Source organism: Marinobacter aromaticivorans (genome assembly GCF_002806975.1).
GTDB lineage: Bacteria > Pseudomonadota > Gammaproteobacteria > Pseudomonadales > Oleiphilaceae > Marinobacter > Marinobacter aromaticivorans.
Map to the genome: position 1 here is coordinate 127039 of NZ_NIHD01000008.1, position 24247 is coordinate 151285.

General features: G+C 58.5%; 22 protein-coding genes. 13 read left to right on the forward strand and 9 right to left on the reverse strand.

Translation table 11 applies throughout. The annotated features are described in order from the left end of the window. Positions 1-10: 10 nt before the first annotated feature. Entirely contained in the window at positions 11-907 is an 897-nt protein-coding gene (locus CDH48_RS12955; RefSeq protein WP_100689171.1) for an acyltransferase, read from the reverse strand. A 169-nt stretch (positions 908-1076) separates the two neighbouring features. Between CDH48_RS12955 and CDH48_RS12960 the strand changes: the two genes are divergently transcribed. The 5 genes from CDH48_RS12960 (at position 1077) to CDH48_RS12980 (ending at position 6733) form a co-directional block, all read left to right on the forward strand. After that, a complete protein-coding gene (locus tag CDH48_RS12960; RefSeq protein WP_100689172.1) occupies positions 1077-2228 on the forward strand; it encodes an alpha/beta fold hydrolase in 1152 nt (383 codons plus the stop codon). Between the two features lie 48 nt (positions 2229-2276). Next, positions 2277-3188: a LysR family transcriptional regulator gene (locus CDH48_RS12965; RefSeq protein ID WP_100689173.1), complete on the forward strand. Its 912-nt coding sequence runs from the start codon at positions 2277-2279 to the stop codon at positions 3186-3188. 107 nt (positions 3189-3295) lie between these two features. Next, on the forward strand, positions 3296-4516 hold the full coding sequence (locus tag CDH48_RS12970; protein WP_100689174.1) for a Bcr/CflA family multidrug efflux MFS transporter: 1221 nt from the start codon (positions 3296-3298) through the stop codon (positions 4514-4516). Positions 4517-4635: 119 nt separating this feature from the next. Continuing rightward, positions 4636-5133 carry a thiol peroxidase gene (tpx, locus tag CDH48_RS12975; RefSeq protein WP_100689175.1) on the forward strand — a complete coding sequence of 166 codons (498 nt, stop codon included), beginning with the start codon at positions 4636-4638 and terminating at the stop codon, positions 5131-5133. Between the two features lie 307 nt (positions 5134-5440). After that, positions 5441-6733: an MATE family efflux transporter gene (locus tag CDH48_RS12980; RefSeq protein ID WP_100689238.1), complete on the forward strand. Its 1293-nt coding sequence runs from the start codon at positions 5441-5443 to the stop codon at positions 6731-6733. Here CDH48_RS12980 and CDH48_RS12985 read toward each other — a convergent pair. Next, complete coding sequence (locus tag CDH48_RS12985; protein WP_100689239.1) at positions 6719-7144, reverse strand: thioesterase family protein; 426 nt, start codon at positions 7142-7144, stop codon at positions 6719-6721. The two genes, CDH48_RS12980 and CDH48_RS12985, sit on opposite strands and share 15 nt — an antisense overlap. Positions 7145-7350: 206 nt before the next feature. Between CDH48_RS12985 and CDH48_RS12990 the strand changes: the two genes are divergently transcribed. Then, entirely contained in the window at positions 7351-8988 is a 1638-nt protein-coding gene (locus CDH48_RS12990) for an MBL fold metallo-hydrolase (RefSeq protein WP_100689176.1), read from the forward strand. Between the two features lie 48 nt (positions 8989-9036). Here the strand turns inward: CDH48_RS12990 and CDH48_RS12995 are convergent, their stop codons facing one another. Further along, positions 9037-9195, reverse strand: a complete 159-nt coding sequence (locus CDH48_RS12995; RefSeq protein WP_048496762.1) for a YqaE/Pmp3 family membrane protein — start codon at positions 9193-9195, stop codon at positions 9037-9039. Between the two features lie 177 nt (positions 9196-9372). Between CDH48_RS12995 and CDH48_RS13000 the strand changes: the two genes are divergently transcribed. The 3 genes from CDH48_RS13000 to CDH48_RS13010 are packed head-to-tail and all read left to right on the forward strand — an operon-like array spanning position 9373 to position 12118. Beyond that, entirely contained in the window at positions 9373-10728 is a 1356-nt protein-coding gene (locus tag CDH48_RS13000) for a succinylglutamate desuccinylase/aspartoacylase family protein (protein ID WP_100689177.1), read from the forward strand. 46 nt (positions 10729-10774) lie between these two features. Beyond that, positions 10775-11713, forward strand: a complete 939-nt coding sequence (locus CDH48_RS13005) for a DMT family transporter (RefSeq protein WP_100689178.1) — start codon at positions 10775-10777, stop codon at positions 11711-11713. A 21-nt stretch (positions 11714-11734) separates the two neighbouring features. Continuing rightward, positions 11735-12118: a hypothetical protein gene (locus CDH48_RS13010; RefSeq protein WP_100689179.1), complete on the forward strand. Its 384-nt coding sequence runs from the start codon at positions 11735-11737 to the stop codon at positions 12116-12118. 1 nt (position 12119) lies between these two features. Here the strand turns inward: CDH48_RS13010 and CDH48_RS13015 are convergent, their stop codons facing one another. Continuing rightward, positions 12120-13304, reverse strand: a complete 1185-nt coding sequence (locus CDH48_RS13015; protein WP_100689180.1) for a MalY/PatB family protein — start codon at positions 13302-13304, stop codon at positions 12120-12122. 207 nt (positions 13305-13511) lie between these two features. On the opposite strand from CDH48_RS13015, the gene CDH48_RS13020 reads away from it, so the two are divergent. From CDH48_RS13020 to CDH48_RS13030, 3 genes are all read left to right on the forward strand, one after another. Next, the gene (locus tag CDH48_RS13020) at positions 13512-14399 is read left to right on the forward strand and encodes an AEC family transporter (protein WP_100689181.1); all 888 of its coding nucleotides are present in this window, start codon (positions 13512-13514) and stop codon (positions 14397-14399) included. Positions 14400-14416: 17 nt separating this feature from the next. After that, complete coding sequence (locus tag CDH48_RS13025; RefSeq protein ID WP_100689182.1) at positions 14417-15307, forward strand: prenyltransferase; 891 nt, start codon at positions 14417-14419, stop codon at positions 15305-15307. Between the two features lie 110 nt (positions 15308-15417). Then, entirely contained in the window at positions 15418-17919 is a 2502-nt protein-coding gene (locus tag CDH48_RS13030) for an acyl-CoA dehydrogenase (protein ID WP_100689183.1), read from the forward strand. Between the two features lie 63 nt (positions 17920-17982). Here the strand turns inward: CDH48_RS13030 and CDH48_RS13035 are convergent, their stop codons facing one another. The 3 genes from CDH48_RS13035 to CDH48_RS13045 all read right to left on the reverse strand — a co-directional run bounded on the left by CDH48_RS13035 (position 17983) and on the right by CDH48_RS13045 (position 21752). Then, positions 17983-19275 (reverse strand): DSD1 family PLP-dependent enzyme, encoded by a 1293-nt coding sequence (locus tag CDH48_RS13035; RefSeq protein WP_188437655.1) that lies wholly within the window; start codon positions 19273-19275, stop codon positions 17983-17985. Positions 19276-19288: 13 nt separating this feature from the next. Continuing rightward, positions 19289-20680 carry a D-arabinono-1,4-lactone oxidase gene (locus CDH48_RS13040; protein WP_379923435.1) on the reverse strand — a complete coding sequence of 464 codons (1392 nt, stop codon included), beginning with the start codon at positions 20678-20680 and terminating at the stop codon, positions 19289-19291. Between the two features lie 124 nt (positions 20681-20804). Next, a complete protein-coding gene (locus tag CDH48_RS13045) occupies positions 20805-21752 on the reverse strand; it encodes a LysR family transcriptional regulator (protein WP_100689186.1) in 948 nt (315 codons plus the stop codon). A 124-nt stretch (positions 21753-21876) separates the two neighbouring features. Here CDH48_RS13045 and CDH48_RS13050 point away from each other — a divergent pair, with 124 nt between their 5' ends. Further along, positions 21877-22794 (forward strand): DMT family transporter, encoded by a 918-nt coding sequence (locus CDH48_RS13050; RefSeq protein WP_100689187.1) that lies wholly within the window; start codon positions 21877-21879, stop codon positions 22792-22794. Positions 22795-22929: 135 nt separating this feature from the next. Here the strand turns inward: CDH48_RS13050 and CDH48_RS13055 are convergent, their stop codons facing one another. After that, entirely contained in the window at positions 22930-23493 is a 564-nt protein-coding gene (locus CDH48_RS13055) for a gamma-glutamylcyclotransferase (RefSeq protein WP_100689188.1), read from the reverse strand. 9 nt (positions 23494-23502) lie between these two features. Continuing rightward, the gene (locus CDH48_RS13060) at positions 23503-24141 is read right to left on the reverse strand and encodes a MarC family protein (protein WP_100689189.1); all 639 of its coding nucleotides are present in this window, start codon (positions 24139-24141) and stop codon (positions 23503-23505) included. Positions 24142-24247: the final 106 nt, after the last annotated feature.

A 24247-nucleotide genomic window follows, 5' to 3' on the forward strand; every position in this document is an offset into this window, starting at 1 on the left:
GCCCCTAAATTTACTCTGGGCGGAGCATTTTCTCCAGACGGGCATCCTTGGCCCGCCACTGCTCCGCCAGCCAGTTCTTCACGTTGCGCCGGTGTTCGGCATCGGTTGCGTAATCCCGCCCTTTCAGATGCTCGGGTATGGTCACGGTGTGGATTTCCATTTTCACCTCACTGACCCGGCCGCAAATGAAGTCCCAGAATGAAGGCGCACCGCCCGGATAGGCAATGGTTACGTCAACCAGGGTCTGTATCGAATCACCCATGGCGTCCAGTACGAATGCGGCGCCGCCCGCTTTTGGCGTAAGCAAATGGGTATAAGGCGATTTCTGCTTGTCGTGCTTGGCCCGGGTAAACCGCGTGCCTTCCACAAAATTCATCACGCTCACCGGCGTATAACGAAACTTCTCGCAGGCGCGGCGGGTGGCTTTCAGGTCTTCCCCCCGCTTCTCCGGGTGCCGGACCAGATACTCCCGGCTGTAACGCTTCATGAAGGGGAAATCCAGGCCCCACCAGGCAAGCCCGATAACCGGTACCCAGATAAGCTGCTGCTTCAAAAAGAACTTCAGGAAAGGTGCGCGGCGATTGAACACCCGCTGCATGGCAAAAATATCCACCCAGCTCTGGTGGTTACTGAGCACCAGATACCAACTCTCCCGGCGCAGGTTTTCTGCACCGGTGACATGCCATTTTGTGTTGTGGGTCAGCTTCATCCAGCCGGTGTTGCACGCCACCCAGGATTCCGATATCCAGATAATGATCCGGGTGCACAGAACCCGGAAACCCTTGTGGGGGATAATGAGTTTCAGCAGCGCCGGAATATAGAGCAACAGACACCAGAACAGTGTGTTGATTGCCAGCAAGATGGAATTGAGAATGCCGATAACGGGGGCCGGTAGAAAGCTGAGCATAGGGTTCCTGTTGTGATTATTGAGCCAGTGGGGAGCAATCATACCAATCGCCGTCAACTATGGGCAGTGGCTGATTGTGACCGGATTGCCAACCGAAAGTGACAGCTCTGCCATGGCGCAGACCGGCGTTACAGGATAGCCTCACTTTATTTACCCATGGACGTTTTCAATGCCCGATCTTATCAAAGCCGCCACCGAAAAAGCCGCCGGGCTGGCGCGGCAGACTACCCTGTATGCCGGCAATGCCTTTGACCGTGTATTCCGCGCCGCCAGTCTGGTGCAGGCAGGGCAAACGCCTTTTGAAACCCTGCATACCGATGGCCTGGTCAGCCTGCGTTATTACCCGCCACTGCAGGAAGATTTTATCGAACTGGATGGCATTACCATTCCGGTTGAGCGCCACAGCCATAAAACCCCGGTGGTGATTGTGCCGCCGCTGGCGGTAAACATGCTCATTTACGATCTTTTCCCCCAGCGCAGCCTGGTACGGTTTCTGCGCGCCAAGGGCTTTGAGGTGTACCTCATTGACTGGGGTACGCCAACCCGGGCCCACAGCCACTACAACCTGCACACCTACGTGGCCGAGCTCCTGCCCGCCTCGCTGAACCGGGTACGCGAACACAGTGGCCAGCAGGAACTGTCGCTGCACGGCTGGAGCATGGGTGGCATGTTCACCCTGTTCTATTCGGCCCTGAGCAAAGACCAGCATGTGCGTAATGCCATCGTACTGGGCGCACCTATCGACAGTCATGCCTCCGGCATTCTCGGCCTGTTGAATCAGCGCCTGGCGGACGTTGCCGACTCCATTCGCAAGCGCACCGGATTTCGCATACACGACCTTCGGCCCCACTGGTTTCACAGCCCGGGCTGGGCCAACACCATTGGCTTCAAGCTCACCAACCCGGTCGGCAGCATTATGGGTTACTGGGAACTGATTATCCGGCTGGGAGACCGGGAGTTTGTGACCAGCCATGCCACCACATCCGCCTTTCTTGACCGCATGGTGGCCTATCCCGGCGGTGTCGTTCAGGACACAGTGGTTCGCATCTGGATCGATAACCAGTTGTCCCGGGGCACCGTGCAGATTGGTGACGATGAGGCACAACTGGCCAACGTAAACGCCAACCTGTTTGCGGTCGCCGGCAGCGAGGACACCATGGTCACGCCTGCGGCAGCAAAACGGCTGATGGACCACGTCAGCTCGCCGGACAAGACTTTTCGCGTTACCCGGGGCGGTCACATGGGCATTCTGGCCGGCAGCAAGGCACCCAGGGAAAGCTGGCTGGAGATTGCGGAGTGGCTGGCTCAGCGATCGGATTAATCGTGCTCCCGGTACCGGGAATGGCGGTTGTGGATTACACTGCTATCCATGAACCTTATTGATACATTCAATCTTGATATCCGCGCGCTCCAAACCTTTGTTGCCGTTCTGGACGAAGGCAGTGTTTCCCGCGCAGCGGTCAAACTGGGAGTCAGCCAGTCGGCAGTCAGCCACACTCTGGACCGCCTGCGTAACGCCCTGGGCGACCCCCTGTTCGTCAAATCCGGGCGTGGTATCGCACCCACGCGCTATGCTGTGCAGGCAGGCCCTCACGTTCGCCAGATTCTCGACGACATGCACTCCCTGGCCTCCGGCCCCCCCTTCACACCGGAAACCACCGAGTTCACCTTCACCGTTGCCGCCAACGACTACGAGCGGGATCTGCTCCTGCCTCCGTTAATGCAGCGCCTGCGACAACAGGCACCGGGCATCATGCTGCAGGTAATTGCATCCGGCATACCCAGTGCTGACATGCTGCGCAAGGACATCTGCGACCTGATCATCTCGCCCCACGCCCCGGAAGCCACCGACATCATGCAAAGAGGCCTGATGGACGACCGCATGGTGGTGTTCTACGACCCGCAAAAACGCGAAGCGCCAGAGAGCGTGACCGATTACCTGAAGGCCGATCACATTGCCCTGGTCTTCGGCAGTGGCGAGAAGCCCGCCCTCGAAGCCAGTCTTTCTGCCCGCGGACTGACCCGCCGCAACCTTGTCACAGTTTCCAATTTCTCCGGCCTGCCGGAATTTCTTCGGGGCAGCGACATGCTGGCAACCGCGCCTGAGCTGATGAGCAAACACTTACTCCGGGATTTTGCATGGGCACCCTTACCCTTCAGCTACAAGCCATTTACCCTGCTGATGGTCTGGCACCGCCGTAACCAGAACGACGCGGCCCACCGTTGGTTACGAAACCAGGTAAACGCTGTCGCCGCCACCATGAATGGCCTGAACGGGTAACCTATCAATTTTGCTCATATATCCTATGAGCAGCACCCCTGTTATTTTTTAGCAAGGTACCTCCTAGAATCCACACCTGCCTCCCTCAATGTTTGTATGGACGATAAATGCTTGCACTAACCAGTATATGGACAACCATACTGCTCGCCGCCGCCGTCGCGCTGGGGCCGCTGGCCACCGATATGTATTTGCCGGCACTGCCGCAAATCGGCAGCGATTTCGGCACTGGCACCAGCCAGGTTCAGCTTACCCTGAGCCTGTACATGTTGGGCTTTGCCATAGCACAGCTGGTGTGTGGCCCCCTGGCTGACCGTTTTGGCCGCAAACCCATCATGATTGGCGGCTTTGTCCTCTTTGCCATTGCCAGCGTTGGCTGTGCCCTTGCCAGCAACATCGAGACCCTGATTCTGTGCCGCTTTTTGCAGGCGCTGGGTGGTTCCGCCGGGCCGGTGCTGGGTCGGGCGTCCATCCGGGATATCTATACCCCCCGCGAAGCCGCAAAAATCATGGCACTGCTTGCCAGCATCATGGCGCTGGCGCCCGCAATTGCACCGACACTCGGCGGTTTAATGGTGGCCGGCCTGGGCTGGCACTCCATCTTCCTCGCACTGGGCGGCTACGCCCTGATCATGGCCGTGGTGGTCGCCTTTGGCATCCCCGAGCCCATGCGACCAGAGTATCGCCAACCTCTCAGACTCTGCAGCCTGTTGCGGAACTATCGCGCCATAGGCACCGATATCAGTTTCCTTGGCTACACCCTGACCAACGCCCTGATATTCTCCGGCCTGTTTGCGTTTCTTTCCGGCTCATCATTCGTGCTGATCGACTTCCTCAACATACCACCGCAGCAGTTCGGCCTGTATTTCGCCGGAAGCGTGGTCGGTTATATCATCGGCAATGTTGCAGCAATCCGACTTGGCAGCCGGCTGTTGCCGGACCAGATTCTCGTGCGCGGCCTGCTGATTGCCGTGGCTGCCGGCAGCCTGATGGCGGCCCTAGCGCTGGCAGAGGTCTTCAGTGTGTGGGCCGTCATACTGCCCCAGGCCTTGTTTATGGCGGGCACCGGCATGGTTATGCCGCAAACCATGGCAGGCGCCATGGCCAACTTCCCGCGCATGGCGGGATCAGCGTCAGCGCTCTTTGGTTTTGCCCAGATGGCCATTGCTGCGGGCGCCGGCATGCTGGTGGGTCATCTGCACAACGGCACCTCGCTGGTAATGGCGGCCATCATCGCCGTTTGCGCTGTTGCGGCCCTGGCCAGCTACCTGCTGCTGGTCCAGCGCCACCCTGCTCCCGGCTTCGAACCCCAGGTGGCATCCAGTCGATAATCTCCCTGAAATTGCCTGAAGGGATGCAAACTCATCCAAAATGAACTAAACAGAGTAAGCTGTTTCTGAACCTATACGGACAGCGTCTGACAGCATCCGTAACATCAAAGGAGTAATTCATGAGCACAGTCACTCTCGACGGCAACCCCATTGAACTGAGCGGCAAGTTTCCCCAGAACGGCGAAACCGCGCAGCCTTTCACCCTCACCAACAGCGCGCTGGAAGAGGTAAAGCTCGATAACTGGGCCGGCAAGCGCAAAATCCTTAACATCATCCCCAGCATCGACACCGGTGTATGCGCAGCTTCTACGCGCAAATTCAACGAAAAAGCCGGCTCCCTGGAGAACACCGTGGTGCTTGTTGTGTCCGCCGACCTGCCCTTCGCGGCATCCCGTTTCTGCGGCGCGGAAGGCCTGAAAAACGTCATTACGCTTTCCACCTTCCGGAACTACAGCTTCCAGCAGGATTACGGCGTAGCCATTCAGGACGGCCCGCTGGCGGGACTCTGCGCCCGCGCCGTGGTGGTGCTGGATGAAAACAACAAGGTTATCCACAGCCAACTGGTCAGCGAAATCCACGATGAGCCCGACTACGACGCGGCGCTGACGGTTCTTTAACCTCAATACTCCGCCGGGCTGATTCATGCCTGGGCGAACGAGGTTAGAGAGCTTGAGGTTATATCCCAGGACGGGGCCTACCGGGCGGGGGCACCTTCGCAGACTGTGCATTGCCAGGGATGGCAATGCCAAGCCCCCATGGACGGGTTCACGGCGTGTCTGCGAAGGTGCCCCCGCCCGGTAGGCTAACTCCAAAATCCAAAAACAAACCTGCTAAACTCCACCACCCAAACCCCAACCAAGGCAATACACCGACGCCGTGAGCAACACCACCCAAACCGCCAGCCTCCCGCGCCAGCTCTTCAACATGACCTGGCCCATGCTGTTTGGCGCGCTCTCACTGATGACATTCCAGCTCGCCGACAGCGCCTTCATCGGCCAGCTGGGCCGGGATCCGCTGGCAGCACTGGGTTTCACACTGCCCATGCAACAGCTCATCATAGGACTGCAGGTAGGCCTGGGTATTGCCACCACCGCCATCATTTCGCGGACACTGGGGCTGGGTGACGAACTCCGGGCGTTCCGGCTGGGTGGACTGGTCATCACCGTGGGCGGCACACTGGTATTTGTACTCTGTGTCGGCCTGTGGCTCCTGCAAAGCCCGATCATGACCGCGCTGGGCGCGGACGACACCCTGCTCCCGCTGGTGCGCAGCTACTGGGTACCCTGGCTGATCTCCGCCTGGATCGGCGCTGCCCTCTACTTCGGTTACAGCATCTGCCGCTCCCATGGCGACACCAAACTACCCGGCTACATGATGGTAGCCACCAGCCTTTCCAACATTGCCCTGGACCCCTTGTATATCTTTGTTTTTGATTGGGGGCTGCCCGGCGCCGCCTGGGCCACCGTAACCTCCTTCGGAATCGGCTGCCTGTTTATTTACCCGAAACTGCTCAGGCGTGGCTGGGCCCGCTTCGATCTTCGTGAACTCGCCCTGGGACGCGCCCTCAAACAACTCAACAGCATTATGGCGCCTGCCATGGTCAGCCAGCTTATGCCGCCCGTTTCCGCCATGCTGGCAACCGCCATGGTTGCCGGCTTTGGCTCGGCCGCCGTTGCCGCCTGGGGCCTGGGTACACGCCTGGAGTTTTTCTCCATTGTGGTGGTGCTCGCACTCACCATGTCCATGCCACCAATGATCGGCCGCATGCTGGGCGCCGGCGACATAGAACAGATCCGCAAGCTGGTGCGGATAGCAGTGCGTTTTGTGGTGGGCTGGCAACTGGCCATTGGCCTGCTCTGGCTGATTGCCTCCGGCCTTGTCTCCGATCTGTTCACCAGTGATCAGCAGGTGCAGGACATTCTGGGGGCTTATCTTATACGGGTGCCGCTCAGCTACAGCGGCCTTGGGGTGTGCATGCTGATGGTGTCTGTGTGCAACGCCCTGGGCCTGGCCCTGCGGGCACTGCTGGTTTCCGCATTGCGGCTGTTCCTGTGTTTTCTGCCTCTGCTGTGGCTGGGCGGCCAGCTCAATGGCATCCATGGCCTGATAAGCGGCGCCCTGGTGGGCAACCTGCTCGCCGGCATCATGGCTTACAGTTTCTATCGCACCGGTATGAAGCAGCTCCGGCAAAAACCAATGACATCAGGCAAAGCGTGACCGGAAGCTTTCCGGCATTGGGATGACCTTCTTTTGGCGATAGTCAAAAAACACGAATCCGTACTTGGCCAGGGCAACAGGCTGGCCACTCTCAACCTTGGTTACCCGGAACACAAAATCGCCGCCGTATTTATTGAAATCCATCACCCCCACCTCAAAGCGCAGCATTTCGGGGAAGAAGGATTCCGACTGATACATGGTGGCCAGATCGGTAACAATAATGCCTTCACCACTGCCGTCGCCCTCCGGGGTGCCGTAATGGATCAGAAACTGGGCACGCGCTTCCGAGAGCATCGAAACCAACGCATCGTTACCCAGGTGATTGGCGCTGTTGATATCGGTGGTTCGAACCTGCATAAGGGTTTCAAAGCAGAACACATCATCGGGGAATGAAAGCTTGATTCGGGCCACGTCTGGTACCTGTCTGGCAAAGTGTCGGGTGCGGCAACGGATGATACTCTCTTGTGCGAAGGTGTTCATCCCAAGATCTTGTGACAGAAATCGGTTATCGTCAGTGAGGGTCTTTTGGCATTGTATTCGGCTTTGCGCGTCAGGTTTGGCCCACGCGCAGGATGTAGCGGTAAGCGGAGGTTACGGTTTTGAACAATAAAGGCTCTATGGACATTCGCCCGGCAGCCACTCTGGCACTGGTGCGGGATACCCCCAGTGGCATTGAGATACTGCTGTTACAGCGCACCTGGGATGCGGTATTTTTACCCGGCTATTATGTTTTCCCCGGCGGTGCGGTAGATCAGAAAGAATCCCGTGGCCGCTCCCATGCTGCGGGCCTGGCAGACACCGAAATCAGCCATACCATGAGCCTGAGCGAAGGCGGAGCGGACTACATGCTGGCAGCCATTCGCGAGTGCTTTGAAGAAGCCGGCGTACTGATTGCCGTTGATGCAGACAGGCGCCTTATCGGCGGCGACCACCCCGCCCACGACGACCGCAAGGCGGTATTCCGGGGAGAACTCTCCCTCGCCGGGCTGTGCCGGCGCCATCAACTCACCATTCCCCTGGACAGACTGGCGTACCTGAGCCACTGGATTACACCCCCCGGCCCCCCCCGGCGCTTTGATACCCGTTTTTTTGTGACCACAGCACCGGAGAACCAGTACGTAAGCCATGACGGAGAGGAAACCATAGATCATCTGTGGATCAGCCCGGCCCAGGCGCTGGAAGAACATCGTGCCGGTGAGCGCCTGATGACATTACCAACCGTGAGAACGCTGCGGGTTCTGCGGGACTTTGACAACGTTGAATCCCTGATGCGCTATGCCTGGGCCAACCCGCCCGAACCCTACCCGAGCGAGCCCTGGCCGGCCATCCGGCGTGGCAAGGCGGTGGTTCTGGAGCCAGATTCGCCGGCCTACGATGAAGCTGTGAAGCTGGATCCGGAGGGTGAAGGCCGCACCAAAGCCGAGATTATTCCCGGCGAGCCTGTTGAAGTTGCTGCGGGTGTGATCCGCCTTACGGCACCCAACCCCGGTGTGATGACCGGCCCGGGCACCAACACCTACATTCTGGGCAGCGAGCGCTTTACCGTGCTCGATCCGGGGCCTGACCATGCGGGGCACATTGAGCGTATTCTGGAGATAACGGGAGGAAAGATTGATTCGGTGGTGGTTACTCATACCCATCTGGATCATTCCCCGGGCACCCGCACGCTCAAGGATAAAACCGGGTGCCTGGTTTATGGCCGGGCTGCACCGGCCGGGGCCTCGCAGGACCAGAAGTTTGCCCCGGATGAACAGCCAGAGCATGGCGACCTGATCAAAACCGATGCGGGCATGCTCAAGGCACTGCACACCCCGGGGCACGCGTCCAACCACCTGTGTTTTCTGCTGCTGGATCAGGAGCTGCTGTTTTCTGGGGACCACATCATGCAGGGCTCAACCGTGGTGATAAATCCGCCCGACGGCGACATGAAAGCCTATCTGGAATCGCTCTATGACTTGCTGGCGGAGCCGATCCGGTTCATTGCCCCCGCCCACGGCTTTCTCATGGGCCAGCCGGAAACCATCATCGACTACCTGATCACCCACCGCCTGGCGCGGGAGCACAAGATTGCAAAGGCTCTCGACAAACTGTCGCCCGTGAGTCTGAAAGATCTCACCGGCAAGGCCTATGGCGATGTGCCAGCGGCCATTCACGGCGTCGCCGCCCGATCCGCACTGGCCCACCTGCTGAAACTGCAAGCCGATGGCCGGGCCCGGCAGAAAAACGGGCTTTGGCAGTCAACGCCGGCCACCTGAATCCCCGCGGCATTGTCACCGGCAGAGACCCGGCGCATCTGCCGGCTGCTATTTTTTGGCGATAATGTACACCGCGTGCACAATGCCGGGGATGTAGCCCAGAATGGTCAGCAGTATGTTGATCCAGAAATGCTTTCCGATACCAACCTGCAGAAAAACACCCAGCGGTGGTAACAGAATCGCAATAAGAATTCGCAAAAGATCCATATTGTTTGCTCCGTTTGTCGGATATAACGAAACTGACGCAAGCCACAACAGTACTATTCATGGCCGTTTTGTTTATGACGACATCATGAAAATGGCATTAAACCTGTGTTATCGCCATATTCATGGCCATTACCCGACCTTTATCCTTGGGCCCTTACTACTGACCCGCGAGGAATCATGCTGTTTTCCCGGTTGCAAACCCTGACCAACACCTGGTTTTTTCTGAGCCTGCTGCTTGTCCTGCCGACTCTTGCCATGGCCGAGTCATCTGTGGCCAAAACCGAAGCAACGCTCACCCGCGAGGTTATGCTGGCGGAGCTGGCAGAAGATGAAAGCGTTGAAGACGTGGAGCAGTCCAAACCTCTGCGAAAGGCTGACGGTGCGCAGACGCCCCTGGCCGGTTCCACGCCGGAAAAACCGGCGCCAGCGGCTGAGCCCGCGTCAAAGGCTCAGCCCAGGCTCATGCCGAAAAAGGTCGCGCCCAATATTGATCTGAAAGACATTGCGCCTGCCCCTGCGCCCGAGCACCAGACGCAATCAGCACCCGGTCCCCGGAACGAGAAACCGCAGCGCCCCGACAACCTGGTTCTGCTCGATAGCGAAGTCCTGCCCGGCACCTCGACCCGTCTGGGCTGGTCTTCCGGCATCCAGATTGCCGGCCTGTCTCAACCCACGCCGGTACTGGTGGTCAACGGGGCCAATGCCGGCCCGATGCTGTGCCTGACCAGCACCATTCACGGTGACGAACTTAACGGTATAGAGATAATCCGCCAGACCATGTACGACCTGGACCCGGCGAAGCTGAGCGGCAGTGTGGTCGGCATTCCCATAGTGAACCTGCCGGGTTTCGAGCAGGGCAGCCGTTACCTGCCGGACCGCCGCGACCTGAACCGGCACTTCCCGGGCAGCGCAAATGGCAGCCTGGCGGACCGGATCGCCCATTCACTTTTCGAAAACATAATCCTGCACTGCGACATGCTGGTGGATATTCACACCGGTTCTCTGAAGCGAACCAACCTGCCGCAGCTGCGTGCTGATATGAACAACCCCGAAGTGGCAGAATTTACCCGGGGCTTCGACCGCATGGCCGTGGTGCATAGCAGTGGATCGCCCGGGATGTTGCGCACCGCCGCCGTTAATGCCGGCATTCGGGCGGTAACCCTGGAAGCCGGTGAGTCCCACCGCATTCAGCAACACCAGATCAATGCCGGCGTAAACAGCCTGGTCAGCCTGATGGACAAGCAGGGCATGATTTCCCGCATGTTTGTCTGGGGCGACCCGGAGCCGGTGTATTACGATTCAGCCTGGGTGCGGGCAAACCACGGCGGCATCCTGTTCAGCAAAGTCAAACTGGGCGCAAAGGTTTCCAGGGGGCAGGTTCTCGGCTACGTCTCGGACCCGATCACCAACGCCCAGCACCCCATCCACTCCAGCAGCGACGGCCGGGTCATCGGTATGGCAGTGGATCAGGTCGTGATGGCCGGTTTTGCCGCTTATCACATAGGTACGGAGGCAAAAGTCCCAGGAGAATAGTATCCTATCGTTTTTGCGCGTTTGCGAATGATCGAAGGGAGCCGAAGTGTCTGCAGAAATCCGTCCAGCCAGGTCCGCTGCGCTTACCTACGCAGGCCTGGTTCTGACACCACTGTTCTGGGCTGGCAATGCCGTTGTAGCGCGGGGCACGGTTGACAGTATTCCGCCCCTCTCCATGGCGTTCTGGCGCTGGGTCATTGCACTCGCCATTTTGCTGCCTTTTGCCATGCCCGGTATTCTGCGAAACCTCCGTGTAATCCGTGAGCACCTTGGCTCCATGGTGGTGCTTGCCACCTTCAGCGTGGGCGCCTTCAACTCATTGCTGTACGTTGCGGCGGTGACCACCACAGCAACCAACATAGCGCTGATCAACGCCACCATTCCCATCTTCGTGTCCCTGCTGGCATGGATCATCCTCGGAGACCGCACCCGGCCCATTCAGGCACTGGGGATTGCCCTGGCGATTCTTGGCATTCTTGCGGTGGTGGCACGGGGGGATATATCGGTACTCACCGGCTTGCAGGCCCAGCCGGGAGATCTGATCATGGTGGCGGCCGTGTTCAGCTGGGGCCTGTTTTCCGTGTTATTGCGACGCCAGGCGGTGCCCTTGCCCGGGTTCACCTTCCTCAGTACCCAGATACTGCTGGGCACACTGGTTATCCTGCCGTTTTATCTGGCTGATCTGCTGTTTTTCTCGGGCGGCTTTGAGCTGACCCGGGAAACGGCAATGCCACTGGCTTATTTCGCAATCTTCCCGGGAATCCTGGCTTACGCGTGCTGGAACTATGCCGTACACAGTATAGGGCCGTCCCGCGCGGCTATTTTCATTTACCTGACACCGGTCTTTGCTGCAATTCTGGCCAGCATTTTTCTTGGGGAATCTCTGGGGCAGTTTCACATCATTGGCGGAATGTTGATCCTCGTCGGGCTGGTTCTGGCGACCCGGGCAGGCCGACCGATCCCGGAATACAGAAAATTATCCTGAGAAATCCATAAGGAGCCTTCCATGCTCAAGAAGTTCACCTTCACCTTGCACCATGACACGCACTGGTCCCCGCTGCTGGCATTGCTGCTAATGGTGGTTTTTTCGACAGCAAACGCCCAGAGCAGCGGTTCCACCCCTGTTGAAACTCCCAACGCCATTAAAAACACGGGCTCTGCCGGGGGCGCAACCACAAATGCTGCCGGTGCGTCCTCTGCAAACAGCTCGGGCCTTTGCGAGCGCCCGGAACAGTGGCTATACGCCGAGACTTACGAAAAAGGTGAGCTGACGTTCCACGGCAGCAAGGTATGGAAAGCCCTGAAGACAACCAAGGGAGATATGCCGGGGATGAACACGCCACCTTTCTGGGAGGCTGTTGATGATCATTGTTCAATGGCGGATCAGTAGCTCAGCGGTTACCCGGCAAAGCCGCTTCAATGCGCCGCAGCACCTCGGCCAGTACCGCCCTGGGGCAGCCGATGTTAAGCCGCATAAAGCCGCTGCCCTGTTCACCAAATGAGATGCCGGGGCTCAGACCCACACCGGCATCCTCTACGAAGAAACGTTTCAGGGCCGCATCATTCAGCCCGAGGCTGCGGCAATCGAGCCACATCAGGTAGGTACCATCCGGCGCCCGGGTCCGGATACCAGGCAAGCGGGTATTAACCGCTTCCACAACATAATCCCGGTTCGCCTGCAGATACGCCATCAGTTCGTCCAGCCAGGATGCACCATGACGGTATCCGGCTTCGAAGCCGACAACACTGAAGGGATTACACTGCGGCAGGTGCATGGAATCAAACACCGCCTTGATGGCATTGCGCTGTTCCCGGTCCGGAACCACAAGTGCAGACAGCCCGAGCCCCGGTATGTTGAAGCTTTTGCTCGGAGCAATAGCCGTGACCAGTGCATCATCGGGTCCGGCCAGTGTTGCCAGCACCCGGTGCCGGGGCTTGTCAGTGAAGGCAAGGTCGCAATGGATTTCGTCGGAGATAATGGTCAGGCCATGGCGGCGGGCGATATCCAGAATCGTTTTCAGTTCCTGTTCCGACCAGATACGCCCTACCGGATTATGAGGCGAACACAGTATCAGCAGCTTCGCGTCAGGGCGGGCGGCGCAGGCCTCCAGATGCTCAAAGTCCATCCGGTAGTGCCCGCTGGCATCGTCGCACACCAGCGGGTTCTCGATCACCACCCGGCCACTGAGGCGAACCGCCGTGAAGAACGGCGGATACACAGGCGGCTGCACAATCACCCCTTCCCCCGGCGCAGCATAGGCCATACACGCCGCGTGCAGGGATGGCACAACGCCCGGCGCCATCACAATCCAGTCACGCTGAATCTCCCAGCCATGGCGTTCAAGAAACCAGTCCGTCATGGACCGGAACAGGCTCTCCGGAAACAGCGTATAACCATAAGCGGGATGGGCTGCCCGCTCGGTCAGAGCCCGGGTGACCGCCTCCGGGGCGGCAAAATCCATATCCGCTATCCATACCGGGATGACGTCCTCACGACCGAAAACCGCCTTGCGGGCCTCAAACTTTACCGAACAGGTATTGTCACGGCTAAAATGCTGATCAAACGGGCTAGTCACAGGTGAACTCCACAACCGGTTGGCAACAGGGCAACTCCGGTTATTGTGAGTGGCTATGGCCACCACCGCAACCGGTCGGTCGCTTTCAGGGTACGGGCATTCTGCTTTGGTCGAACGGAATGCAATAATGCTTGCCGGATTACCCCGGTACTTGCGAACCTAACGGTTTGTCTGCGAAAAACCACCCGGCGCCTGTTGGAGTATTCAATGATTGCCCAGATCCTTGCCACGCTGTTACCGGTGTTTCTCATTGCCGGCTGTGGTGCCTTGTACGGCCGGTTTCGTACGCCGGATATCCGTGGTCTGAACGTCCTGAACATGGAACTGTTTGTCCCCATGCTGGTGTTTGCGGTGCTGGCCGACCAGCAGGCGCCGCTGCAGGATTACGCCAGGCTGGCACTGGCCGCGACCGTTGTTGTTCTGGGCTCGGGCCTTGTGCTGTACCCACTGGCACGGGTTCTGAGCCTGAACCTGAAAACCTTTCTGCCACCCATGATGTTCAATAACTCGGGCAACATGGGTCTTCCACTGCTGGTTCTGGCCTTCGGGGAAGCGGCGCTGCCCGCGGCTGTTGTGCTGTTTATTGTGGAAATGCTGCTGCACTTTTCCGTGGGGCTGTATATGCTGGATCCTCATACCTCCATCATGCAGCGCCTGAAGCTTCCCATAGTGTTTGCCAGTATTGCGGGCCTGGCCGTTAACCTTGGCGGCGTAACCCTGCCCGACTGGCTGCTGCAGACCCTCAACATGCTCGGGGAAGTCTGTATTCCGCTTATGCTGTTCGCGCTGGGGGTGAGAATGCTGGATATTGACTTCAGTGACTGGAAGCTGGGCATGCTTGGCGCCATTGCCTGCCCGGCCAGTGGTCTGCTGTTGGCCTGGCCGATGATTGCGTTGCTGGACCTGCCCGGGCTTCAAGTTGCCTCACTCTGGGTATTTGCGGCCCTGCCTCCGGCGGTGCTCAATTACATGGTTGCGGAGCAGTACCAACAGGAGCCCCATAAGGTGGCGTCTCTCGTATTACTGGGTAATCTGGGCAGCCTCGTTGTTATGCCCATTGTGCTTGGGGTGGTTTTTGCTGCCGGCTATATCTGAACCGGAGGAAACGACGAATGTCTGAAACGGTCGCCGTTGTTCGTGCCTCCCGCCCCAGCTTCCTGATTCTTGCACCCCTCTGTGCCGGGCTTGGAGTGGCTGTGGCCTGGCAGCAGGGCGAACCACCGGCGCTGCTGGATACGCTGCTGGTGTTTATTGGCGCCCTGCTGGCTCACGCTGCGGTGAATCTGCTCAATGAATACGAGGATTTTGTCTCCGGGCTGGACCTGCTCACCACCCGAACCCCGTTTTCCGGCGGCAGCGGCGCCCTCCCTGAGGTCCCCGGTGCAGCAAAGCGTGTGTTGGCAGCAGCCCTCGGCACTCTGGCCCTGGTTATTCTTATCGGCCTCTATTTCCTCTGGCAACGCGGCTTGCCCATGCTGGTCCTGGGAGTCGCCGGAATCATGCTGGTGCTGACCTACACGCGCTGGATCACCCGCTCCCCCCTGTTATGCCTGTTTGCACCGGGCATCGGGTTCGGGCCGGTAATGATTCTGGGCACGCTGGTGGCGCTTGGAGCAAGGCTGGATGCCACGGCGATAACCGTGTCTGTAATCAGCCTGCTACTGGTGAGCGAACTGCTGCTGATCAACCAGATACCGGACGCCGAGGCCGATCGCAAAATAGGCCGCCGGCACCTGGTGATTACCCTTGGCGCCCGTGCCGCTGCCCGGCTGGTATTGGCCCTGTTTGTTTCCAGCTATGTTGTGCTGCTGGCGGGCATCATCGCCGGCTGGCTGCCATTGCCGGCTATACTGTCCCTGGCGACCGCACCCTTCGCCCTCTGGCTTGCCTGGAAACTGCCGGGGGCTATTGATCAGCCGGGCACACTCAACCTTTTGCTGGGCACCAACGTAGCGATTCTTCTGGCCACGCTGGCCCTGCTGGTGGTTGGTCTGAGCCTTTAAGTACCCGCGGTTGTGTTTGCACCCGGTCGCTGTCCTTGCATGTGAGACCGCTTTGACCGAAGGTTAGAACTATACTTTGCTGATTTCACCCACGATATGGAGGTCTGCCCATGAGCGTCCTTTTTCTGCTCATCAGTGCACTTGTTCTGATCTACCTGGGAGTTGGCGGCACCGCCGCTGCTCTGGTGATGTCCATCGCAACTCTGGTGGGCGTGGTCGAGGATGAGTGGCACCTGGCCAGTGTCCTGTTTGGCGGTCTTTTTCTGGCGCTGGCCCTGATTCTTGTCATCCCCGGCGACCTGCGCCTGGACAAATTCAGCCGACCACTGCTGGGCTGGGTGCGTAGCCGTCTTCCCAAGCTCTCGCCCACCGAAGAAGAAGCCCTGAAATCCGGCTCTGTGGACTGGGATGGCGAACTGTTTTCCGGCAAGCCGCAATGGTCCAGGCTTCTGGATGCCAGGCCGGCACGCCTGACCAGCGAAGAACAGGCTTTTCTCGATGGCCCGGTGGAAAAACTCTGCGCCATGCTGGATGACTGGAAGATCACCCATGAACACTACGACCTGCCGGACAAAGCCTGGAAGTTTATCCGTGAAAACGGCTTTTTCGGCCTGGTCATTCCGAAAGAAGACGGCGGCTTGGGCTTCTCCAACACCGCCCACTCCGAAATCGTGATGAAGATATCCACCCGCAGCGTGTCTGCGGCGGTCACCGTAATGGTACCCAACTCCCTCGGCCCGGGTGAGTTGCTGATGCATTACGGCACCGACGAACAGAAACAGCACTACCTGCCCCGGCTGGCCGGTGGCGAGGAAATCCCCTGCTTTGCCCTGACTTCCCCGGTCGCCGGCTCCGATGCCGGCGCCATTCCGGATAAGGGCATAGTGTGCAAGGGCCAGTGGAACGGCAAGGAAGTGCTGGGCCTGAAAGTCACCTGGAACAAGCGTTACATCACCCTGGCGCCGGTAGCGACGCTGATTGGCCTGGCCATCAAGGTTTACGACCCGGACAAACTGCTGGGCGATAACGCCGAGATAGGCGTAACCTGCGTTCTGGTTCCCCGTGACACAGAAGGGGTGCATGCGGGCGCCCGGCACCTGCCCATGAACACCGTGTTCATGAACGGGCCTACCTGGGGTGACGAGGTATTCATACCCATGGATCAGGTTATCGGTGGCCAGGAGATGCTCGGTAAAGGCTGGACCATGCTGCTGGAATGCCTGTCCATTGGCCGCTCCATTTCCCTGCCCGCCCTCGGCACAGGTGCCGGCAAGGTGGCCAGCCTGGCCACCGGCTCTTATGCCTATACCCGCGAACAGTTTGGCCGTTCCATCAGCCAGTTTGAAGGTGTGCAGGAAGCCCTGGAACCCATCGCCGGCTACACTTACATGATGGACGCAGCACGCCAGCTCACCTCCGGCATGCTGGACAGGGGCGTGCGCCCGTCGGTGCCGTCAGCGCTCCTGAAATATCGCAATACCGACCTGATGCGGATCGTGATCAATCACGCCATGGATGTGGTGGCAGGCCGCGGTGTCATCACCGGCCCCCGCAACTTCATGGCCCGTGCTTACAATGCCGTGCCCATTGGCATTACCGTGGAAGGTGCAAATATATTGACCCGAAGCCTGATGGTATTCGGCCAGGGCGCTATTCGCTGCCATCCGTTTATTGTTGACGAAATTGCCGCCGCTGGCATGGAAGACGAGGACCAGGCCGCGAAGAAGTTTGATGGCATCTTTTACAAACACCTGGCGCACACCACACGCAATGCACTGCGGGCACTGGTTCTTGGCCTGACTGGCGGGCTGCTTGAGTCTGTTCCGGCCCAGGGCAACATCAAATCGTCTTACCGCCAGCTTGCCCGTTTCTCAGCGGCATTTGCACTGATGACTGATGTAACCCTGCTCTCGGTCGGTGGCGGCCTCAAGGCCCGGCAAAGGCTCTCAGGCCGCATGGCAGACAGCCTTGTACAATTGTATTACGCCTCAGCCGTCATCAAGCAATGGCATGAAGAAGGCTACCCGGATGATCAGCGCCCGCTGGTGGAGTGGTGCCTGCAATCCTGCTTGCGGGATCTGCAGCACTCCATGCGCGAAGCCATTATCAATTTCCCGGTAGCGGCCCTGCGCTGGCCATTGCGCCTGCTGGTATTCCCGCTGGGCGCAACCGGTCTCAACGGGCCCGATGACAAGCTGGGCACCCGCGTGGCCGCCAGCATTGTGAACGACACACCGTTGCGCCAGCGCATCAGCCGTGGCGCCTACACCACCATGGACCCGGAGGACCCGCTGGGCCGGGTTCTGAATGCCTACAAGCTGGCAAACGAAACCGCCGGCATGCGCAGCAAGCTGCATGATGCCATTCGCCATCGTGATGAAGACGAGCTGGACGGTATCGCGCTGCTCATGGGCCACGAGCGCAAGAAACTGGTGGACTGGGCCTGCGCCGAAGGCATCGTGAAGGCAGACGAGTGCGATAAACTTGAGGAAGCACTGACTGCCCTGTACGACGTTATACGAGTGGATGCCTTTGATGAAGACGGCCTGAAAGCCCTGTCCCGATGTGCCAAGGGCAAACGCAAAGTGGTTGAGCGCCCGGCGGCGGAGTAGGTACACGCTTTGCACAGGCAGTGGCCGGCACCTGAACATGCTGGCCACTGCCTGCCCCAACAACTATCCCGGGGATCCGTCCCGGTAAACCGGCCAGTGCTCAACAATCTTGCCACCCCGCATGGCCAGTATATCCCCGAACTGCAGCAACACCGACTCGCTCTGCTGTGGCCGGAGAAACACCTGATCGCCCACTTCAAGACCCACACGCGGCGACGCGTTAACCAGCTCCTGATTCGAACTTCTGCCATACAGGCTGTTGCTCTGCAGCCCCTCCGGCGCCGCGAAGTCCGCCAGCCAGTTGCCGCCATAAATAAAATAGCTGGCTCGCTGGTTTACATCCCACCATGAGAAGATCTTCGATTTACCGTCCAGCGCCGGAATATTCACCGGCCCGGTGGATTTCAGAACCGGGCTGGCAATAAACGCTGCAGGAACATGTTCGCTCAGTGAGGGCAAATCGAAGTGGGAAGGCATAACCATGGCGGACCCTACCGCCAGCTCGGTGCTCAGGTTTTCCGTTTCGTGCAGCCGGTAGCTGGCGCTGCCTGCTGTATTGAGCGCAAGGCCGTCCCGCCACAGTGCCGGGTAATGGGTTCGGGTAAAATCAACAAAGCCCTGATAGCGGGCCATTACCTTCTCCAGCAGCGTTTCCGGCGAACCAAGAACCGGGGGTAACTCCATGCCCACAAACGGGTCATAACCCATAAAGCCGGCGAACTCCAGATAACCCGGGTTGTCTTCAATCAGGCCGAGCAGAACGTTCAGGGTACTATTGTCGGCCACACCGCCACGGTGCAACCCCACATCCAGCTCAATGTTGATCCGGAACCTGCTGTTGCGTGCTTGCGCTACCTGCAGGTACTCATACAGCCGCTCCGGGGTATCTATCAGCCACTGGATGCGCGCTGTGGGATCAGTCTGCCCCTGGTGCTGCTGGTAGAACACCTGAACCGAACGGGCTGGCAGGGGTTTACCCAGCAGAATGTCCGCTTGCGGAAAATACCCGGCAGTCTGGTTCAGGAAGGGCTGATGGAAGGACATCAGCTTGTCCGTGCCTGTGCGACTGGCAATGTACTGCAGCAAATCCCGGGAAGGCAGAGATTTTTCAACCAGGCGCAACGCCTTGCCGCTGCGCCTCAGGGAGGCATTTACCACATCGATATTGTGATCCAGCCGGTCCAGGTCCACCAGCAACACAGGCCGCATGGGGCCGGTGCTTTTCAGCTCGGCGTTCAAGGCCTCGAAGTAGGCGGTATATGGCTTACCCTTGTCCGCAGGTCGCAGCCAGGCGGCGCCGGTAACTATTGCCGCGCCACCCAGCAAGCCGGTGAACAGAAAACCACGACGGTTCAAAGCAATCTCTCCTTTACGCGCCCAGGATTTTGCGCAGGTGGCCGTTCAGAAAGCGCCCCTGCGGGTCCAGATTCTGCCGCAACCCGGTAAACTCCCGCCACTGGGGGTACAACTGCTCCAGGTGCCGGGAATTCAGCGTGTGCAGCTTGCCCCAGTGGGGCCGACCATCGTACTTCCAGAAGACCGGCTCTATGGCCGCAAAAAAGTTGTGATAATCCATGCTGTAATGCTGGTGCACCGAAATGGCACAACTGTCACGGCCCTGGAACATGCTTAAGGGCACATCATCAGCCTTGACATAACGGTACTCCAGTGGAAACCAGGTGGGCAGATCATTGCGCTCTATAAGCTGCAGAATCTCACGCAGGCAGGCGGGGCCATGCTCGGCGGGCACCGAGTACTCCATTTCGTTAAAGCGCACGGAGCGCACATTGGAGTAGATCTCGTAGGACTCGCCAATGCGCTCATCAAAGGTTGCAAAGTGCCGCAGGTTATTCAGCAGAAACCGCCGGGCGGCCGGGAAATCACTGCCGTATTTGTCCAGCTTTTCCAGAAGGGTCACAAACTCATTGCCGCCGCTTTCCGCCTTGTTTACCGGGGGCGTAGCCGGCTCGTCGGTTTCGTTCAGGGCGATCGCCAGGGCGTAATCCGAATGGGTAATCACCAGCATTTCCCAGTGCTGGTTTTCGGAAACATGCTTGTCAATATCCGCCAGCAAGTCTTCTGTGGCGGCAACCCACATGGTTTCCCGCAGGCGATAGCCTGGCCGGTTTTGCAGAGTCAGCCGGGTTATGACCCCCAGCGCACCCAGGGACACCCGGGCAGCATTGAAAACCTCCGGGTTACGGGTGGCATCGCAATCGAGCACCTCGCCGGCTGCGGTCACCAGCTGCAAACCCGTCACATAACTGGAGTAAGAGCCGTATTCGATGCCCGTACCGTGAGTAGAGGTGGCAACCGCGCCGCCAAGGGTCTGATGGTCAATATCCGCCATATTGATAAAGCCCTGGCCCACCTCGTCCAGCGCCATGCCCATAAGCGCCATGGACGTACCGGCACCAAACTCCGCCTGATGGGTTGCCGGATCATGGCTGAGCATGCCGCTGAAATAGCCCAGGGACAGCAGGGTGTCATCGGTGGGTACCAGTGGGCTGAAGGAGTGCCCTGCCCCAACCGGGCGGATGGTGCCGGTGCTGCGGATAAGCACATCCACCAGTTCATCCAGCGTTCTGGGTGTTACATGACTTGCCGGCAAACAGCTCTGTGCACCCGACCAGTTGCGCCAGGGCTGCATTCTTTCCGGGTTCAGGGCCTGTGCAAACGCAGCCTGGCTGCCAAACGCCCCCAGGGCGCCAAGGGCGCCGGCGTATTGCAGAAACTGGCGACGGTTAAATGACATGTTGATTCCTTGCCCACTGCACCTGTGCACCAGGGCAGCTGTGTTGTTATTGGAGCAAGCATACCCGTTACGCAACCGATCTCCGAGAGTACCAGCACTCAGAAATCTGACTTAACGGGCCAGATTGTCATCACTCGGTTCGCAAACCGCCTCTGATCGCCTCATCCACCAGCCAGCCTCTGAGCAGCTGTATGCTTCGTTCCCGGCGCCGGCTGGTTTTCCAGGCAAAGTAGAACCGGTCGCCGGTTACCAGCGGATGGCAAGGCAGGCGCACAAATTCCTCAGAATCCTTGCGGGTGCTTAACATGTAATCATTGGTCAGCGCGATGCCCTGGTGGTAACGCGCCGCCTCCAGAGCCAGAAGCATGTGGCTGAAATGCTGCACGCGGGCGGCTGCAGGTATGGTTTCACCCACGGTTTGATACCAGGCTTCCCAGTCACCTGCGGCCTTATCGTATATGCTGTGGGTGGACAACAGGGGGAAGCGGGCTATCTCGGCTGGTGTCATGGCGGGTTCGTCGCGCCCAGTTACGTCCGTTTCCCGGCCCAGTTCCCGACGGATGCGCTGCCAATAGTCCTGACTGCACACAGGGAAAAGCCGTTCCACGTACAAAAGCTCGTAACTGTAGGCCGGTGAGTCCCTGTGGATGGTAATAAAACAGTCCGCCACCCGATCCGACAGCACAGGGTTTTCGCTGCTCATTTCCAGCGCCAGCTCCACCTGCGGATGCAGACGCTGCAACTCCGGTAACCGTGGCACCAGCCAGCGCACAGCGAAGGAACTGAAAAGCGACAACCGCAGCCGGGACTCCTCATGCCCAAGCAATTGCTCACTGGCCCTCTCGATCTGCAACAAGGCGGTGCTGATGGCGTCCAGATACTGCCGGCCCTCGTCCGTCAGCGCCAGTGTGCGCCCACTGCGCCAGAACAGCTTTTCTCCCAGGTAGGTTTCCAGCTGTTTGATCTGATGGCTCACCGCGCTTTGGCTCACTGCCAGCTCCTGAGCGGCCAGTGAAAAACTATTGAGGCGGGCAACCGCTTCAAATACGGGCAAGGCTTTGAGAGGTGGCAGTTTCATTATCTATTTTTCTAATACCTATCCAATAAACATCATTTTATCGGATATTAAAGCCCAGGTAGACTGATACTGCCACTTTCTACTGTGTTTGCTTTATTCACATACGGAGGTCAGGAACACAATCATGGCAGGTAAAACCGTAAACAGCGCAATCCTTCTGCTTGTGCTTGGCAACGCCATGGCGCTGATCTCTGACGTTTTTATCAAACTGATGGAACCGGGTGCGCCCATTCTCCAGTTTGCTTTTTTGCGCTGCCTGATCACCCTCATGTTCTTACTGCCCTTGGCCCGCAAGATCGACCGCAGCAACCTGTTTGCCGGCATAAAGGTGCATGCTATAAGAGCACACGTTCACCTGGTGGGCCTGCTGTGCATGATCGTAGCCCTGAGCAACCTGCCCCTGGCCACCGCGAACGCCGTGTTTTACGCAGCGCCGATTCTGGTAATGGTGTTTTCCGTGGTCATTTTCCGGGAGTCGCTGTCGCCTTTGAGCGTGCTTGCAGTATTCAGTGGCTTTGCCGGCATCATCGTTATCCTGCGCCCGGTGGAGTTCAGCTGGGCCGCCGTAGCGGCACTGGGGTCGGCGATTACACTGGCCATCAATGCTGTGATGGTGCGCAAGTTGCCACAGGGCCAGACCACGGTGCACAAGCTGTTTCTCAACTATCTGCTGGTTATTCCGGCTTCCGGGTTACTTGCGGTGTGGGAGTGGCAACAGGGTGCAACATGGCACCCGGAAATTCTGTTTACAGCGGCCGCGTCTGCATTTTTTATTCTCGGCTACAACATCACTGTGTTACTGGCCTACCGGCAAGTAGATGCCAACCAGGTGACCAGTGCAGAGTACACAGGGTTAATCTGGGCTGTTGGTATTGGCTGGATATGGTTCAACGAGGTACCGGACTGGTGGTTCCTGGTGGGTAGCTTAATGGTTGTTGTGCCTTTGGTATTGATTGGCTTAAACCAGCGTCGCAAATCACCTCCCAGAGGCTTTAATCCAGCTACCCGAGATGAGCAACAGGCGGCCACCGCCGAAGCCTGACGCAACCGGGGGCGGGGCACCTTTCAAAACTGTGCGGAGCCAGGGATGGCGGAGCCAAGCGTACACGGACGTATTCACAGCGTGTTTTGGAAGGTGCCCCGCCCCCGGTTGCTTCCCCGAAGCCAAAGCTCTTGCTCAGGAGTCTTTCTTGAGGTGGGACTCAATTGCGAAAGTATGAGTACACTCGTCACCCAATGCCCGCAAAGACTCTGCCAGTCTGAGCAGGTATTCGGAGTTCGGACCACTCGGCCCAACCGCAGAAGCAATCTGGCGCGCTATATCTTCATCCGGCGCATGGCCCAGGAAGGCTTCATTGTCTTCGGTGGCGATATACACCAGCCCTTCACCATGGCTGCCATCATCGAACGTCAACCTTGTGGTGAATCGCAAATAGCCATTCTTCTCCCGCACATCCAAATGTTCAAATACCTTCGGTGATACCCGAAACGCCATGCCTTTGCAGGTAGCCCCGGGCTTTTCGACGAGCGTTACCACCCGCCCTGGTGCTTCCGGAGTGCCCCGATGGTCGTGGGAACCCTGCCAGAACCGGCGGGCCCAGCCCTGAATCGACGCGGGACGTTTTTCCAGGTACGGGAAATCCACTTTGTAAATCAACGAGCCATAACCAAACAGCCAGATCGAGTCGATACCGGAGAAATCCTGTCGGTTGCGATTATGCTCTGTGGTGTCTGCAGACATTGCGCTCCCTTATGCTCCTACCAACCCCGAACTGGCTATAAAACCCGTAATACCTGTCAGAACAATTTCTGCAGCCATGGCCGAGAGTACCAGACCGCTGATTTTTGAGAGGATGTTGAGGCCGGTCTTACCCAGGGCTTTTTCCAGGTACCCGGACAGATGCAGCAAAATCCCCAGAATCAGCAGGCCGGAAAGCAGGCCCAGCAGGCCTCCGGCTACTTCCGGCACATTTTTCAGCTCTGCGCCGTACACCAGGATGGCGCCGATGGTAGCGGGCCCAATCATCACCGGAACCGCCAGCGGCACCACCGCGATGTCGTCACGCTCTTCTTCCGGCAGGCCGGTGGCGTGGTTGCGGGTGCCGCTGGTGACCAGACTGATGGCGGTCAGGAACAGCAGGGTGCCGGCACCGATACGGAAGGAGTTCAGGGTAATGCCAATGGCACTGAACAGAACCGGGCCACCAAAGAACAGTATTACGCCCATAACAGATGCTGCGATACACGCCCGGCGAATAATTGAGGCTTTTTCGCCAGCGGGCAACCCACGGGTCAGTGCTATGAACATGGATACCGCGAAAAAGGGAGCCAGCAGAAACAGAAAACGAATGGTACTGCTGATGTAGGTACTGAAAAACATCTCGAACATCGAAAAATTCCGGTATGGGCAAAAACGCCAAGCATAGCGCCTTATCCGGATTTCTGCCGTACGCATCAGAACGTATGGCAGGCAAAGTCTTGAAATTGCACTAGGA

Excerpts from the sequence above, each read along its gene's own strand:
- CDH48_RS12955 (WP_100689171.1), bottom strand. The coding sequence starts at position 907 with ATGCTCAGCTTTCTACCGGCCCCCGTTATCGGCATTCTCAATTCCATC.
- CDH48_RS12960 (WP_100689172.1), top strand. The coding sequence starts at position 1,077 with ATGCCCGATCTTATCAAAGCCGCCACCGAAAAAGCCGCCGGGCTGGCG.
- CDH48_RS12965 (WP_100689173.1), top strand. The coding sequence starts at position 2,277 with ATGAACCTTATTGATACATTCAATCTTGATATCCGCGCGCTCCAAACC.
- CDH48_RS12970 (WP_100689174.1), top strand. The coding sequence starts at position 3,296 with ATGCTTGCACTAACCAGTATATGGACAACCATACTGCTCGCCGCCGCC.
- tpx (WP_100689175.1), top strand. The coding sequence starts at position 4,636 with ATGAGCACAGTCACTCTCGACGGCAACCCCATTGAACTGAGCGGCAAG.
- CDH48_RS12980 (WP_100689238.1), top strand. The coding sequence starts at position 5,441 with ATGACCTGGCCCATGCTGTTTGGCGCGCTCTCACTGATGACATTCCAG.
- CDH48_RS12990 (WP_100689176.1), top strand. The coding sequence starts at position 7,351 with ATGGACATTCGCCCGGCAGCCACTCTGGCACTGGTGCGGGATACCCCC.
- CDH48_RS12995 (WP_048496762.1), bottom strand. The coding sequence starts at position 9,195 with ATGGATCTTTTGCGAATTCTTATTGCGATTCTGTTACCACCGCTGGGT.
- CDH48_RS13000 (WP_100689177.1), top strand. The coding sequence starts at position 9,373 with ATGCTGTTTTCCCGGTTGCAAACCCTGACCAACACCTGGTTTTTTCTG.
- CDH48_RS13010 (WP_100689179.1), top strand. The coding sequence starts at position 11,735 with ATGCTCAAGAAGTTCACCTTCACCTTGCACCATGACACGCACTGGTCC.
- CDH48_RS13020 (WP_100689181.1), top strand. The coding sequence starts at position 13,512 with ATGATTGCCCAGATCCTTGCCACGCTGTTACCGGTGTTTCTCATTGCC.
- CDH48_RS13025 (WP_100689182.1), top strand. The coding sequence starts at position 14,417 with ATGTCTGAAACGGTCGCCGTTGTTCGTGCCTCCCGCCCCAGCTTCCTG.
- CDH48_RS13030 (WP_100689183.1), top strand. The coding sequence starts at position 15,418 with ATGAGCGTCCTTTTTCTGCTCATCAGTGCACTTGTTCTGATCTACCTG.
- CDH48_RS13045 (WP_100689186.1), bottom strand. The coding sequence starts at position 21,752 with ATGAAACTGCCACCTCTCAAAGCCTTGCCCGTATTTGAAGCGGTTGCC.
- CDH48_RS13050 (WP_100689187.1), top strand. The coding sequence starts at position 21,877 with ATGGCAGGTAAAACCGTAAACAGCGCAATCCTTCTGCTTGTGCTTGGC.
- CDH48_RS13055 (WP_100689188.1), bottom strand. The coding sequence starts at position 23,493 with ATGTCTGCAGACACCACAGAGCATAATCGCAACCGACAGGATTTCTCC.
- CDH48_RS13060 (WP_100689189.1), bottom strand. The coding sequence starts at position 24,141 with ATGTTCGAGATGTTTTTCAGTACCTACATCAGCAGTACCATTCGTTTT.